Consider the following 13,517-nt stretch of genomic DNA (forward strand, 5'->3'; position numbering starts at 1 on the left):
GTCAGGGGTGCGCCTTCTTGAAGCGGTCGTACGCCTTGTTCACCAGCTCGACGTACTGGTCGGAGTTCTTGCCCTTCAGTTCGGCCACGTAGGAGTCCCAGTCACCCAGCGGCCGCTGGTTCAGGATGAACTTGAGGGTCTGCTGGTTGACGTAGTCCTTGATGCCGGTCTCCCAGAGGGTGGCCTGCTCCCGCTCGTCGGCGCTGAACGGGTGCGGCGGCGGCACCGGCAGCGTGGCGCGGGTGTTCATCTCCTTCTGGAACTCCTTCTCCTCGTCGGAGTAGAAGGACTCCCGCAGCTCGGTGCTGCCCCCGTACGCGAAGACGCCGTTGTAGAAGCCGAAGTCGACCTGCAGATGCTTGGTGCCCGACGGGTTGAGCCCGACGACGTTGACGTCCGGCGTGAGAGTGCGCTTGCCGGAGCCGTCCTTGGTGAACGTGACGCCCTCGACGCCCCACTTGGCGAACTCCTCGCCGGCGTCGGAGTACCACAGCCAGTCGATGAACTGCATCATCGCGACGAAGTTCTTGCTCTCCAGCGCCTTCTTGGAGATCATGATGCCGTTCTCCAGGCGGGCGGTGCCGGGCTTGTTCGGGCCGTTCGGGCCGACCGGCCGCGGGATCTTGACCACCGTCGCGCCCGGGATCTTCGCGATGTCCTTGCGCAGCTCGTTGACCAGGGTCTGAGTGTTGCAGCTGATCACGAAGGACTTGCCGTTGGCGAACTTCTGCCGGGCCTGGTCGTCCTGCTGGGTGAAGCTCTCCGGGTCGAGCAGCTTCTCCGAGACCAGCGTGTTGAGGAAGGTCAGCATCTGCTTGTACTGATCCATCGCGCCGGTGAGCACGAACTTGCCGGAGTTCTTGTCCCACCAGGCGTTCTGGTAGTCCCAGCCCGCTCCGGTGCCGAACGCGTTGCTGAGCAGGGCGAGCAGGTTGTTGCCGCCCGGCTGCGGGGGAGTGGACCACCGGTCGGACATCGGATACTGGTCCGGGTATGCCGTCTTCATCGCCTTCAGGACCGCGTGCAGGTCGTCCCAGGTCTTCGGGACCTGAAGGTTCAGCTTCGTGAGGATGTCGGTCCGGATCGCCAGCGAATAGTCGACGTAGACGGTCTCATGGACCCCGGGCAGCAGGTAGAACTTGCCGTCCTGCTGGCGGTAGGTGTCGAGGTCGCTCTCCAGCTTCCACTTGGCGACCTTGTCCTTGAAGTTCGGCATGAGGTCGAGGTAGTCGCTGACCGGCAGGATCGCGCCGCCGGCGATGAGCGCCTCCTCGTCGGGGTGGTACGTCTTCGGAATGATCATCGGCGCGTCGCCGGCGCTCACCATGACACTGCGCTTCTGGTTGTAGTCGCTGCCGGGGATGACGGTCGGCTCGAGGGTGACGTTGGTCCGCTTGGTCAGCTCCGACCAGAACAGCCAGTCGGCCTTGTACGGGTATCCGGCGTTGCTCAGCAGCATGATCGAGAACTTGACCGCCTCGGTCGCCTTGAACTGGTCGCCGGCGGCGTACTTGTCCATGGCGCCGGCCTTCTTGCCGGAGAGGTCGGTGTCGCCTTCCTCGTCGTCACCGCAGCCGGCCAGGGCGAGCGTGGAGGCGGCGGCACCGGCGGCGAGGAGCACCTGGCGCCGGGAGAGCTGGTACATGGTCACTCCATTTCATGGGGCGTTCATGGGGTGGTGGTCCGTGGAGGGCGCGCTACCCCTTGACGGCGCCGAGCATCACGCCGGAGACGAAGTAGCGCTGGATGAACGGATAGACGAGCATGATCGGTAGAACGGTGAGGACGATCGTCACCGACTGGATGTTGGCGGCGATCTGCAGCGCGGCCTCGCTGGCCGTGCCGACGTCGGAACCGCCGGTCGCACCGGCGATGAGGTTGCGCAGATAGACCGTGACGGGGAACATCTCCGCCCGGTCGAGGTAGAGGTACGCCGAGAACCAGGAGTTCCAGAAGAAGACGGCGTAGAACAGCACCATCGTGGCGAGCATCGCCTTGGACAGCGGCAGCACGATGCGCAGCAGGGTCTGATACGTGTTGAGGCCGTCGACCGCGGCAGCCTCCTCCAGCTCCACCGGCATCGACTCGAAGAACGACTTCATGACGAGCAGGTTGAAGACGCTGATCGCGTTCGGCAGCACCACCGCCCAGATCGTGTTACGCAGGTCGAGCCCGCTGATCAGGACGTAGTTGGGGATCAGGCCGCCGTTGAAGAACATCGTGAAGACGGCGATGCCGACCAATGCGCTGCGGCCGCGCAGGTGCTTCTTCGACAACACGTACGCGTAGCAGACGGTGAGCACCATGGAGATCGCGGTCGCCACCACCGTGTAGACCACGGTGTTCCGGTAGTTCGTCCAGAACGCGGGGTCGGACATCACCCGGCGGTACGTGGTGAGGTTGAAGCCGCGCGGCCACAGGTTGACCTGGCCGGATCGGATGTAGTCCTCGGCGCTGAACGACCTGGCCACGATGTTGACCAGCGGATAGAGCGTGAGCACGACGACGCCGGTGAGGACGAGCGCGTTCACCGCCTGGAAGACGCGGTAGCCCCGGCTCGGGCGCTGACCCCGGTTGCGTTTCGCGGGCGCGACCGCGACCTTCTCCGGCGCCTCGACGGTCACCACAGGCTCGTCCCGACCGTGCGGCGGGAGATCGCGTTGGCCGACAGGACCAGGATCAGCCCGATCACCGACTCGAACAGCCCGATGGCGGCGGCGTAGCTGAAGCTGCCGGAGACGACGCCGACGCGGTAGAGGTAGGTCGAGACGACGTCGGCGGTGGGATAGGTCAGCGGGTTGTAGAGCAGCAGGATCTTCTCGAAGCCGACCGCCATGAAGGTGCCGATGTTGAGGATCAGCAACGTCACCATGGTGGGCCGGATGCCGGGCAACGTCACGTGCCAGGTCTGCCGCCAGCGGCTCGCCCCGTCGATCCGGGCCGCCTCGTACAGGTCGGGGTCGATCGTCGTCAGCGCGGCGAGGTAGAGGATGGTGCCCCAGCCGACGGTCTGCCACGCCTCCGAGGTCACGTAGATGGTGCGGAACCAGCCGGGTTGCTGCAGGAACGGAATCGCGTCCTCGCCGAGCGCCTTCAAGCCCTGGTTGACGATGCCGTCGACCGAGAGCACCTGGAAGACGATGCCGGCCACCACCACTATGGACAGGAAGTGCGGCAGGTAGGAGATCGTCTGCACCAGGCGCTTCAGCGCGCCGGTGCGTACCTCGTTGAGCAGCAGCGCCAGGATCACCGGCAGCGGGAACAGCACGACCAGCGTCAGCGCGCCCAGGATCAAGGTGTTGGTGAAGACCTGCCAGAAGGTCGGGTCGTCCCAGAACATCTCGAAGTAGTGCAGGCCGACCCACCGCTCGCCGAAGATGTCGCCGCCCGGCTGGTATCGCCGGAACGCGATCACGTTGCCGAGCATCGGCAGGTAGCGGAAGATCACGAAGAACAGCAGGGGCAGGATCGCCAGTGAGTAGAGCTGCCAGTCGCGGCGTATCGCCTGGCGCCAGGTCCGCGCAGCCATCGCATCCTCGAAAATTTTCCGAAAATTGCCGTTACATTTGGCGGCACAGTAGGCGTCCGCGGACAGCCGTGTCAAGGGTTTCTGGACGGCGTCCATGTATGTGGACAGTGCATCGGATGCTGCACGGAGTGCTACAGTCCTCCGAAACTTCCGAACGGCGTTGGGAAAGTTTCATGGCCTTGTTCGACCTTCCGCTCGACCAGCTTCGCCGGTATGCGCCTGAGGTCGCCGAGCCGGCCGACTTCGCGGACTTCTGGGCGGCCACCCTCACGACCGCCACGGTCAAGCCGGTGCTGATCGACGTGCGACCGGAACCGTCCGATCTGGCCCTGGTCGACTGCTGGGACGTCACCTTCGCCGGATTCGGCGGCGATCCCGTCCGGGCCTGGTACTCCCGGCCCGCCGGGCGGACCGAGGCGTTACCGGCGGTCGTCGAGTTCCTGGGTTACGGCCGCGGCCGCGGACTGCCGCACGAACGCCCCACCTACGCCGCCGCCGGCTACGCCCACCTGCTGATGGACAGCCGCGGCCAAGGCGGGCAGTACGGCACCGGCGGTGACACGCCGGACCCGGGCGGCACAGCGTACGGGGGACCCGGGCCGGTCACCCGAGGGCTGCTGGACCCGGCCGAGTACTACTACCGCCGGTTGATCACCGACGCCGTCCGCGCCGTCGAAGCGGTACGCGCCCTTCCCGGCGTCGACCCGGACCGGGTGGCGGTCGCCGGAAACAGCCAGGGCGGCGGGCTCGCCCTCGCCGTCGCGGGCCTCGTCGGCGACCTCGCGGCGGTGCTGACGACCGCGCCGTTCCTGTGCCACATTCAGCGAGCCGTCGAGATCACCGACGCCGAGCCGTACGCCGAGATCGTCCGGTTCCTCGCGATCCACCGGGAGGCCGAGGACGCCGTCCGGCGTACTTTGTCGTATGTAGACGGAGTGTCCTTCGCCCGCCGGGCGACCGCGCCGGCCCAGTTCGGCGTCGGACTGCGGGACACGGTCTGCCCGCCGAGCACGGTGTTCGCCGCCGCGAATCAGTACGCCGCCGAGCACGAGATCCACGTCTACCCGTTCAACCACCACGAGGGCGGTGAGGCCGTCCACGTGCGGCGGCAACTGCGCTGGCTGCGCTCGCGCCTAAGCTAGGTCGTCGCCGCCCGCGAGCAGCTCGGTGAGCGCGGCCCAGGAGTCGACGGCGGTCGCCCAGTCCGGCAAATGATCGGCGACGGGCTCGTCGGTGCCGCCGGTGAACAGGAATCGATGGCCGACGGTCGCCAAGTACGCCAACACATCCAGCCGGTCGTCGACGAAGTGGGTGAGCCCGAGTCGCTCGCACACGGGAGCCTTGTCCCGCCGCTCCCGGACGAAGTGCACGTTGCCCACGCCGACCCCGGTACGCGCGAAGAAGTCGTGGTGCTGCAGCCAGGCCCGGGTGTTCGCCTCGACCTTCGGGCCTGCCTTCGACACCACGTGCACGCGCCCGGCGAACGGCCCTTCGGTGAGCGCCGCGAGCGCCTCGAAGACGCCCTCGGTGGCGGGCGTCTCCAACGGACGGGTGCCGAAGAACGACGTGTCCTCCGCACGCCCGGCCAGCGCCACGATCACCCCGCCGACGTCGACGCCGAGCGCCGGCTGATGCTTCCAGCCCGGGCCGCGATAGGGCGCGCGCGCCGGTGGAGCGGGCCGCCGGCCCCGGTGCTGCCGTGCCACAGTGGACCTCGCTCTTCTGAGCGCTGTGCTTCCGCGCTGGATCAGGGTTCCGTGTCGAATCTTGCGTCATGATTCGACCGGGAACCCTGATCCGGCGTCAAGCGGATTGCGCGGCGGAGACGATGGGTTGGGGCCGAGGGAAGCAGCGGACGAACCACTCGGCGGCCGGGCGGTCGCCGTCGACCCGGATGTCTTCCCCGAGGGGTCGACCGCCGAAGACCACGGAGCGTAGGGCGGCGACTGTTCCGGTGAGCGTCGCGTCTGGTGCGGCGGCGGCGCCGCGGGCGACCGCGAACCGGCCGTCGCGGATGGCGGCGTGGAAGACGTCGTCGTCGATCCGCAATTCGACCGAACCGCCCGTGCCGGCTTTCACGGAGGACGGGTCGAACGTCGTCCGCAGCGCGAGGACGAAGGCGTCGGCGCTCATCGAAGTCTCCGTCGGCGGCAACGGCAAGCGGCTGCCGAAGGCCGCCAGCGACGTCAGCACCGGATCCAGCAGCTCGCCGAGGTCGGTCAGCTCGTACGCGGTCGCGCTCACCGGCGGCCCGAGCCGCCGTTTGCGGACGACACCGGACTCCTCCAGCTCGCGAAGCCGTTGGGACAGCACGTTCTGGCTGAGCCCGGGCAGTCCCCGGCTCAGCTCGGTGAACCGCTTGGGTCCGAGGAGCAGCTCGCGCACGACGAGCAGAGCCCACCTCTCACCGACGACGCCGAGCGCCCGTGCCACTCCGCACGGGTCGTCGAACCTGCGTTTACCGACCACGTAGAAATCATACGGCTGCCTCTTGCATTCTGGTAGTGGTTACTCCTAATTTAGGAGTATGACCATGAAGCAAGGAGACCTCGGACTGCTGACGACCGACCTCGCGCAGCGGCTGCTCGCCTCGACCGAACTGGCCCGGGTGGCTTACGTGGCCAAGGACGGCACGCCTCGCGTGTTCCCGGTGATGTTCCACTGGACCGGCGACGAGCTGGTCTTCGGCACCTTCGCCGGAAGCGCCAAGATCACTGCGTTCCGGTCCCGGCCGGCGGTCGCGATCACCATCGACACTCCCGGCCCGCCGCCGGAAGTCCTGCTGCTCCGCGGCCGGGCCACGGTGGTCGACGTGGACGGCATCCTCCCGGAGTACGTGGCGGCACACCATCACTACTACGGAGCCGAACAGGGCGCCCGCAACATCGCCGACGTCGAGCAGTCGGGGCGGAAGATGGTGCGCATCGGGCTCAAGCCCGACTGGGTCGGCACGCTCGACTTCGTCAGCCGCTTCCCGGGGGCGCTGTCATGACCGACTTCGTCCTCGTCCCGGGGGCCGACGGACGAGCCTGGTACTGGCATCGCGTCGTGCCGCTGCTGCGCGACCGTGGGCACGACGCCATCGCCGTCGACCTGCCACAGTCGAACGACGCCGGATACGACGAGTACGCCGAAGCGATCCGCCAAGCGACGTTCGGCCGCCATAATCCGGTGCTGGTGGCCCAGTCGCTCGCCGGGTTCCTCGCGCCGGTCGTCGCCGCGCGTACGCCGGTCGCCCGGATCGTGCTCCTCAACGCGATGGTCCCAGCGCCGGGGGAGACGGCCGGTGACTGGTGGGGGAACGTGGGGCACGCCGAAGCCCGGCACGGCAAGCAGTTCGACCTGCTCGACGACTTCTTCCACGACGTGCCCCCGGAGGTCACCGCCGAAGCGACGGCCGGTACGCCCACCGGCCCGTCGGAGACGCTGTTCACCGAGCCGTGGCCGCTCGACGCCTGGCCGGATGTGCCGACCACGTTCCTCCAAGGCGTCGACGACCGGTTCTTCCCGCTGGAGTTCCAGCGCCGTCTCGTCCGGCGACGCCTGGGCCTCGACGTCGAAGAGATCCCCGGCGGGCATCTGGTGGCGCTCAGCCGTCCCGACGCCCTCGTCCATCGACTGACCAGCATCTGATCACCGCTTGACCAGGACCGGCGAAGAGTAAGATCAGGACTCAGGGGCGATCGTCATCGCGGGACGGCGTGATCGTCGGAGCGGACGTCACCCGAGTCCGCTGAGGAGCCCCGTACCGCATCGTCGGGCGTACTTGTAACGACTCTGTAGGGCGAATGTATGACGCCGCCTTACCGTCGGTCGCAGCGCATCGGGCGCTGAGCGTACCGAGGAGGGTGACGGTGAAGAGGACTCTCATCGTGGCGGCAACCGCCGTCCTGTTGGGTGCCATGGTCGGTGCGGCGCCGGCCCAGGCCGCGAACGCGCGCAACGGCGTGTGCGAGGACGGCGAGATCTGCCTCTACTACAACAGCGACAACGCGGGGTCGTTGGTCGACTTCGCCGGATCGATCCAGGACTACGGCACCGGCTCGGGCTGCGTCACCTTCATCAGCTCGGGCAGCGGCCGGGGCCAGTGTGTGAAGAACAACGCGGCGTCGGTCTGGAACCGCAAGTCCGTCCCGGTCACGATCTTCTACAAGAGCGACTGGTCCGGCGCCATCGACTCGTTCATCGCGGGAGCCAAGGGCAACCTGCGGCCGGAGTTGAAGAACGAGAACGCGAGCCACGTCGTCGGCGAAGCCGGTAACGACCGTCTCGAGTTCGGGCTCTACCACGACGACGCCGGGGCCATCTCGGCGTACTTCGACGGGTATCTGTCCACCTCGGGTCGGCACGAGGGCATCGACCTCGCCCGCAGCGCCGGATCGGCGGTGTACGCGCTGACCTCCGGAACGGTCATCTACAAGAACGAGGGCGGCGGCGGGCTGTCGACGCTGTCGATCTACAACGCGGATCTGGACAAGACCGTGATCTACCTGCACACCGACCCGCTGGACGGGCTGAGCGTCGGCGAGCACGTCGACAAGGGGCAGCGCATCGCCACCGAGGCGTCCCGGGGCGCCAGCTCCGCGCACACCCATGTCGAGATGCGCCCGGGGCGGCACGAGCTGGCCGCGGTCAGCGTCGGCGACTCCACCCTGAGCAACCCGATCCCGACGACGTTCTGGATGAACCGCGGCTACAACATCTGCTGCCAGTAGGCGGCCGACCCGGCCCGGCCCGCGACCGCCATGCCCGGCGGAGCGGGCCGGGTCTGGGAGTAAGTACTCTCTCGCTATGCCTGAGATCTCCACCCGGCAGCGCATCATCGTGGCGGCGTCGCGGCTGTTCGCCGAACGCGGGTACGCGAAGACGAGCGTGGCCGACATCCAGACCGCCGTCGGGCTGACCGGGGGATCGGGGGCGTTGTACAAGCACTTCGGCTCCAAGGAGGAGCTGCTGCGGGCGGTCGTCGACGAACACGTGGCGCACTACGAGGCCGAGAAGAGCCTGCCGTTCGACGGTTCGACTGAGGACGTGCCCGCCGTGCTGGAACGACTGGGCCGGGTGATCCTGGCCCGGCTGGAGCTGAGTGTCGAGAACGTGCGGATCACCTTCCGCGAGCTGGATCAGTTCCCGGAGCTGCTGGAGATCCTGCACGCCCGGCTGATGCGGCCCCTGTACGCCCAGGTCGCCGAGTGGCTCGCGCAGCAGGCGGCGGCGGGACGCGTACCGGCGGTGGACGCTCCGGCGACGTCGGCCGTGCTGGTCGGCTCGCTGACCTACTACCCGATCTACCGGATCCTGCTGGGCGAGCCGGAGGCGGGCGTGGACCAGGACCGCTTCCTCGCGGCCTGGGTCGCGGTCGGGACGGCCGCCCTGACGGCGTAGGCCCCGACCGCGTACGCCTCCTCAGTGGACGTGCGGCCCCGGGGGCACGGCCAGTCTGCCCTTCGGCATCAGGAACAGGGCGACGACGGCGGACACCCCGGCGACAGCGGTGGCGGCCCAGAACCCGTCGGCGAAGCCGGCCACGCTGCCGCCGGTGAGCCCGGCCGCCGCGATCGTGGAGAGCACGGCGACCCCGATGGCGCCGCCGAGTTCGTGGAACGTGTTGACGAGCCCTGACGCCAGGCCGGACTCGTGGTGCTCGACGGTGGCGAGCGCGGTCGTCGTGGCGGCGACGAAGACCGCGCCGAGGCCCACCGAGGTGACCGTCATCCCGGTCAGCAGTCCGGTGTAGACGCTGCCGGTCGCGTCGATCCGGGTCAGCAGGCCCAGGCCGCCCGCCGCGACGAGCAGGCCGCCGACGGAGATCGTCCGCCCGCCGAGGTGACCGACGAAGCGGCTGCCCAGGTGCGCGCCCAGGCCGATGCCGACCGCGACCGGCAGGAACAGCAGGCCGGTGCCGAAGGCGCCGTAGTCGCGTACGTGCTGGAGGTAGAACGAGCCGAGGAAGAACTGCCCGATCAGCAGCCCGGTGGCGGCCAGCATCAGGAAGGCCCCGCCGGCGATCGCCGGACGGCCCAGCAGGCTCAGCTTCATCAGCGGCGTCGCCACCGTACGCTCCACCACGGCGAACGCGACATACAGGAGAACGGCGGCGGCCAGGGCGGCGAGGGTGAGCGGATCCGACCAGCCCGCATCACCGGCGCGCACCATGCCGTAGATCAACGCCGCCGTGGCGCTCGTGACGAGCAGGGCGCCGGGGACGTCGATCGTTGTGCGTACCCCTTGATTCGGGCGAAGAACGGCCGGAAGCGTGGCGAGGAGAGCGAGCCCCACGGGCACGTTGACGAAGAAGATCCACCGCCAGCCGGGACCGGCGGTCAGCGCCCCGCCCACCAGTACGCCGATCGCGGACCCGGCGCCGCCCAGCGCGGCCCACACCCCGAGGGCCTTGGTGCGTTCGGCGCCGTGGAAGGTCGTGGTGACGGTGGCCAGCGCGGCCGGGGACAGCAACGCGGCGCCGATGCCCTGGCCGACGCGACCGCCGATGAGCAGCGCGGCCGATCCCGCGAGCCCGGAGGCGAGCGACCCGGCGGTGAACACGGCGAGGCCGGCGAGCATGAGCCGGCGGGCGCCGAACGCGTCGGCGAGACGCCCGCCCAGCAGCATCAGACCGCCGAAGAACACCGTGTACGCGGTGACGACCCAGGTCAGCGTCGACCGGGTCAGGGTCAGGCCGGCGCCGATGTCGGGCAGCGCGACGTTCACCACGGTGACGTCGAGGACGAGCATGAACTGCGCGACGCTGATCAGCGTCAACGCCAGCCAGCGGCGCGGTGGCACGGCCGGGACGTCGGGTGCGTGCACGTGGGCGGTGGAGGGGTGAGTCATGGTGAGAGAGTACTCCCTCACCAACATTGCGTCCACAATGCAACGGCCTGGACCGGCCGCCGCGATGGCGGTCCGGCCCAGGCCGTTGAAGGGTGCTAGTGCGTCAGCTCGCCGAGCAGGACGGGGTCGGCGCGGTGTTGGTGCCGTTCCACGACCCGAGGAACCCGAAGCTCGTGGTGCCCGCCGCGGCGAGGCTGCCGTTGTAGCTCACGTTCCGGGCGGTCACGCTCGCGCCGCTGGTGGTCGGGGTGGCGCCCCACATCTGAGTCACGGTCTGGCCGTTGGCGAACGTCCAGCTGACCGCCCATCCAGAGATCGCCGCGCTGCCGGCGGTGACCTTGACGTCGGCCTGGAAGCCGCCCGGCCACGAGTTCACGATCGTGTAGGTGGCCGTGCAGGTCTTGCCGCCGCCCGACGTCGGTGAAGTGGTGGGCGACGTCGTGGGTGAGGTCGACGGGGAGGTCGACGGCGAGGGAGACGCCGACGCGGACGTCGACGCGGACGGGGAAGTGACGCCGCTGAAGATGCTGGCTTCCTTGGCGGTGGCCTTGATGCCGTTGGTCCCGTTGAAGATCCGCTGGCCCCAGGTGGTGAGCTGGGCCGGGTTGAAGCTGGTCGCCATATCCAGGATCGGATCGGTGTTGCCGCTCCACGACCAGCCGAGGTAGCCCAGCCCGCGGGCCTGCGCCTGGGCCAGGATCGTCTCGTGGTCGACCTCGCCGGAGCTGAACTGCCAGCCGAACTCGCCGATCACCAGCGGCAGCCCCTTGGTCTGGAAGGCGTCGAAGTAGGAGGTGATGGTCGAGGCCTGGTTGTAGACGCTGTACATGTGGATGGAGAACAACGTGTTCTTCAGGGTGTCCGCGTTCCAGATCGTCTGCGCGTTGTCCCGCATGATGTTCTGCCAGTCCTGGCCCCAGTTCGGGGCGTCGACCATCAGCATGTGCTCGAACCCGTTGCTGCGCATCTTCTTGACGGCGTTCGCGGTCGCGTCGATCCACTGGCTCGGGTTGGTGTTGCCGATCGGCTCGTTGCCGATGTTGATGATGACGTAGTTCTCCTGGCCGGCCAGCACGCTCTTCTGGGTGATCCAGTAGTTGACCGCCTCGTCCAGGGTGGCGGCCGCGCCGTCCTCGCCGTAGCCGGTGGTGTCGTGCACCTCCAGGACGCAGATCATCTTGTTCTGCTTGCACAGGTTGACGACGTTGGCGACGTCGCTCGACGGACCCCAGCGCTTGCCGCTGCCGAGCACCACCCGAATCGTGTTGGCGCCCAAGGCCTTGATGTTGGCGAACGAGCTGGTCTGGCTGGTGTACCAGACGTGCGGGTGGTTGACCCCGCGCATGATGAAGTTCTGGCCGTTGGCCTCGACGACGTTCCGTCCGCTGATGTGCAGCCCAGTGGCGGCGTACGCGGGCGGGGCGAAGACGAACAACGACGCGGCCGCTGTGAGCGCAGCGGCACTGAGGGCTAGCAGTGCTTTCTTCATGACCCTTCCTTGGTTGTAACGTTTGTAAGCCGTGGAGAACGTGAACGATACGCTTCTATGTAGAGGGCGGCAATCGGGGAGGCGCGCCATGACCGGGCGAAACCGTCGCAGTGGGATGCGCGAAGTCGCGCGAGCAGCCGGAGTATCGGTCTCCACAGTGGCCAATGTGCTCAGCCGGCCGTCGATCGTCGCCCCGGCGACCCGTCGCCGGGTCGAGGAGGCGATCAAGGGAGTCGGCTACGTTCCGCACGGTCCGGCCCGGCAACTGCGGGGTGTGCCGAGCCCCATCGTCGGCAGCGTCACCCTGGATCTGGCGAACCCGTTCTACGCGGAGGTCAACCGGGGCATCGAGGACCGGCTCGCGGCCGCCGGCTGCCTGCTCCTGGCGTGCAGCACGGACCTCCGGGCGGAGAAGGAGACCAGGCTGCTCCGGCTGCTGCAGGCACAGGCCGTCCGAGGAGTGATCATCTCGCCGATCGAGGTCGACCCGACCCGGCTGCTGACGCTGAGCCGCCAGGGCACGCCGGTCGTCCTGATCGACCACCCGCGCGGGGACCTGGACCTCTGCGCGGTCACCGTCGACGACGTCCTCGGCGGGCGGCTGGCCGGGGAGCACCTGCTCGCCCTCGGGCACCGGCGGATCGCGTACCTGGGGGACATCGTGGACCCGGCCCCGGTGGCGGGCCGCCGCGAAGGCCTGCGCCAGGCGATCGCCGACGCCGGGCTCGATCCGGCCACCGCGCTGCTCGACCTACGCCTGCGCATGCGGCCGCCGTCGCTCATCGACGCCGCAGCGGCCGCCGCAGGCGCCATCCTCGCCGCGACGCCCAAGGTCACGGCGGTGGTCTGCCTCAACGACACCGCCGCGCTCGGCCTGCTCGACGGCCTGGAGACCCTAGGGGTACGCGTACCGCAGGACCTGTCGATCGTCGGTCACGACGACCTGAGCTTCGCCCGCCGCCTGACCCCGCCGCTGACCACCGTGCGGCAGCCCCCGTACCAGGTCGGCCAGGCGGCGGCGGAGCTGCTGCTGGCCGAGTCCGAGCCGGATCACGACCATCGGGAGATCCGGTTCCAGCCGGAACTGGTGGTACGCGCCTCGACGGCACCACCGAGCTGACGGCGTCTCACGCCTCCTGCTCGGCCGGTTCCGCGTGCTCGGCGTGCGGGTGCTCGGCGTGGTCGGCGTGGGAGTGGTGGTGTGCGCTGTGCGGGAGCATGTACTCCGCGGGGCGCAGCAGCATCACCCCGGCCATCGCCGCGAACATCACAACGTGCCCGAGGGTCGACACGATCATCCGGTCGAGCACGTCGGTCCACAGGAACGGCAGCAGGATCAGGAAGGGGACGTACATCGCGGCGGCCATCTCGGCGATCGGGCGCCAGCCGTGGCGGCGGATCAGCATCCAGACGGTCATCCCGATGACCATGGTGGTCGCCATGACCAGCAGCATGACGTCGCCGCGGGCGTACGCGTCCTCGGCGCCGAGCGCGGTGAACAGCAGGCGCGTCAGTGGCGCCAGGGCCATGCCGAGCAGCATGGCGATCACCATCTGCGCATAGTGCCACCAGAATCGCCGCCACGATCCACCGGCCGCGATCGCCTCCGAAACCCTGCCCATGTCGCTCCCTCCGTCGACCTCGATGGTGCGGGGAGATCGCCTC

The 13,517-nt window shown here is 68.6% G+C and carries 14 protein-coding genes; 6 read left to right on the forward strand and 8 right to left on the reverse strand.

From position 1 onward, the window contains the following. Position 1: 1 nt before the first annotated feature. Genes AB0H43_RS28470 through AB0H43_RS28480 form a run of 3 tightly spaced genes read right to left on the reverse strand, consistent with a single transcriptional unit; the run spans position 2 to position 3,529 of the window. On the reverse strand, positions 2-1,645 hold the full coding sequence (locus AB0H43_RS28470) for an extracellular solute-binding protein (RefSeq protein ID WP_360004236.1): 1,644 nt from the start codon (positions 1,643-1,645) through the stop codon (positions 2-4). A gap of 52 nt (positions 1,646-1,697) precedes the next feature. Then, positions 1,698-2,624, reverse strand: coding sequence for a carbohydrate ABC transporter permease (locus AB0H43_RS28475; RefSeq protein WP_360004238.1), 927 nt, complete (start codon positions 2,622-2,624; stop codon positions 1,698-1,700). Beyond that, complete coding sequence (locus AB0H43_RS28480) at positions 2,621-3,529, reverse strand: ABC transporter permease subunit (protein ID WP_360004239.1); 909 nt, start codon at positions 3,527-3,529, stop codon at positions 2,621-2,623. Before AB0H43_RS28480 ends, AB0H43_RS28475 begins: the two co-directional genes overlap by 4 nt. 173 nt (positions 3,530-3,702) lie before the next feature. Here AB0H43_RS28480 and AB0H43_RS28485 point away from each other — a divergent pair, with 173 nt between their 5' ends. Beyond that, complete coding sequence (locus AB0H43_RS28485; RefSeq protein ID WP_360004240.1) at positions 3,703-4,671, forward strand: acetylxylan esterase; 969 nt, start codon at positions 3,703-3,705, stop codon at positions 4,669-4,671. On the opposite strand, the gene AB0H43_RS28490 is transcribed toward AB0H43_RS28485, so the two are convergent. Next, a complete protein-coding gene (locus tag AB0H43_RS28490; RefSeq protein WP_360004242.1) occupies positions 4,663-5,235 on the reverse strand; it encodes a hypothetical protein in 573 nt (190 codons plus the stop codon). The genes AB0H43_RS28485 and AB0H43_RS28490 overlap by 9 nt on opposite strands. A 97-nt stretch (positions 5,236-5,332) precedes the next feature. Further along, complete coding sequence (locus AB0H43_RS28495; protein WP_360004244.1) at positions 5,333-5,998, reverse strand: helix-turn-helix domain-containing protein; 666 nt, start codon at positions 5,996-5,998, stop codon at positions 5,333-5,335. A 58-nt stretch (positions 5,999-6,056) separates the two neighbouring features. Here AB0H43_RS28495 and AB0H43_RS28500 point away from each other — a divergent pair, with 58 nt between their 5' ends. From AB0H43_RS28500 to AB0H43_RS28515, 4 genes are all read left to right on the forward strand, one after another. After that, a complete protein-coding gene (locus AB0H43_RS28500) occupies positions 6,057-6,521 on the forward strand; it encodes a pyridoxamine 5'-phosphate oxidase family protein (protein ID WP_360004246.1) in 465 nt (154 codons plus the stop codon). After that, positions 6,518-7,162 carry an alpha/beta hydrolase gene (locus AB0H43_RS28505; RefSeq protein ID WP_360004248.1) on the forward strand — a complete coding sequence of 215 codons (645 nt, stop codon included), beginning with the start codon at positions 6,518-6,520 and terminating at the stop codon, positions 7,160-7,162. Before AB0H43_RS28500 ends, AB0H43_RS28505 begins: the two co-directional genes overlap by 4 nt. A gap of 221 nt (positions 7,163-7,383) precedes the next feature. Beyond that, entirely contained in the window at positions 7,384-8,244 is an 861-nt protein-coding gene (locus tag AB0H43_RS28510; protein WP_360004250.1) for a M23 family metallopeptidase, read from the forward strand. Between the two features lie 76 nt (positions 8,245-8,320). After that, complete coding sequence (locus AB0H43_RS28515) at positions 8,321-8,914, forward strand: TetR/AcrR family transcriptional regulator (RefSeq protein ID WP_360004252.1); 594 nt, start codon at positions 8,321-8,323, stop codon at positions 8,912-8,914. Positions 8,915-8,935: 21 nt separating this feature from the next. Here AB0H43_RS28515 and AB0H43_RS28520 read toward each other — a convergent pair whose 3' ends face one another. Further along, entirely contained in the window at positions 8,936-10,363 is a 1,428-nt protein-coding gene (locus AB0H43_RS28520) for an MFS transporter (protein WP_360004253.1), read from the reverse strand. 103 nt (positions 10,364-10,466) lie between these two features. Then, a complete protein-coding gene (locus AB0H43_RS28525) occupies positions 10,467-11,852 on the reverse strand; it encodes a cellulase family glycosylhydrolase (protein WP_360004255.1) in 1,386 nt (461 codons plus the stop codon). A gap of 88 nt (positions 11,853-11,940) precedes the next feature. On the opposite strand from AB0H43_RS28525, the gene AB0H43_RS28530 reads away from it, so the two are divergent. Continuing rightward, positions 11,941-12,972, forward strand: a complete 1,032-nt coding sequence (locus AB0H43_RS28530; RefSeq protein ID WP_360004257.1) for a LacI family DNA-binding transcriptional regulator — start codon at positions 11,941-11,943, stop codon at positions 12,970-12,972. A 7-nt stretch (positions 12,973-12,979) separates the two neighbouring features. On the opposite strand, the gene AB0H43_RS28535 is transcribed toward AB0H43_RS28530, so the two are convergent. After that, a complete protein-coding gene (locus tag AB0H43_RS28535) occupies positions 12,980-13,474 on the reverse strand; it encodes a hypothetical protein (RefSeq protein ID WP_360004259.1) in 495 nt (164 codons plus the stop codon). Between the last annotated feature and the right edge of the window lie 43 nt (positions 13,475-13,517).

Source organism: Hamadaea sp. NPDC050747 (genome assembly GCF_040654195.1).
Taxonomy (GTDB): Bacteria; Actinomycetota; Actinomycetes; order Mycobacteriales; family Micromonosporaceae; genus Hamadaea.

Excerpts from the sequence above, each read along its gene's own strand:
- AB0H43_RS28520 (WP_360004253.1), bottom strand. The coding sequence starts at position 10,363 with ATGACTCACCCCTCCACCGCCCACGTGCACGCACCCGACGTCCCGGCC.
- AB0H43_RS28515 (WP_360004252.1), top strand. The coding sequence starts at position 8,321 with ATGCCTGAGATCTCCACCCGGCAGCGCATCATCGTGGCGGCGTCGCGG.
- AB0H43_RS28480 (WP_360004239.1), bottom strand. The coding sequence starts at position 3,529 with ATGGCTGCGCGGACCTGGCGCCAGGCGATACGCCGCGACTGGCAGCTC.
- AB0H43_RS28500 (WP_360004246.1), top strand. The coding sequence starts at position 6,057 with ATGACCATGAAGCAAGGAGACCTCGGACTGCTGACGACCGACCTCGCG.
- AB0H43_RS28470 (WP_360004236.1), bottom strand. The coding sequence starts at position 1,645 with ATGTACCAGCTCTCCCGGCGCCAGGTGCTCCTCGCCGCCGGTGCCGCC.
- AB0H43_RS28530 (WP_360004257.1), top strand. The coding sequence starts at position 11,941 with ATGACCGGGCGAAACCGTCGCAGTGGGATGCGCGAAGTCGCGCGAGCA.
- AB0H43_RS28485 (WP_360004240.1), top strand. The coding sequence starts at position 3,703 with ATGGCCTTGTTCGACCTTCCGCTCGACCAGCTTCGCCGGTATGCGCCT.
- AB0H43_RS28525 (WP_360004255.1), bottom strand. The coding sequence starts at position 11,852 with ATGAAGAAAGCACTGCTAGCCCTCAGTGCCGCTGCGCTCACAGCGGCC.
- AB0H43_RS28535 (WP_360004259.1), bottom strand. The coding sequence starts at position 13,474 with ATGGGCAGGGTTTCGGAGGCGATCGCGGCCGGTGGATCGTGGCGGCGA.
- AB0H43_RS28505 (WP_360004248.1), top strand. The coding sequence starts at position 6,518 with ATGACCGACTTCGTCCTCGTCCCGGGGGCCGACGGACGAGCCTGGTAC.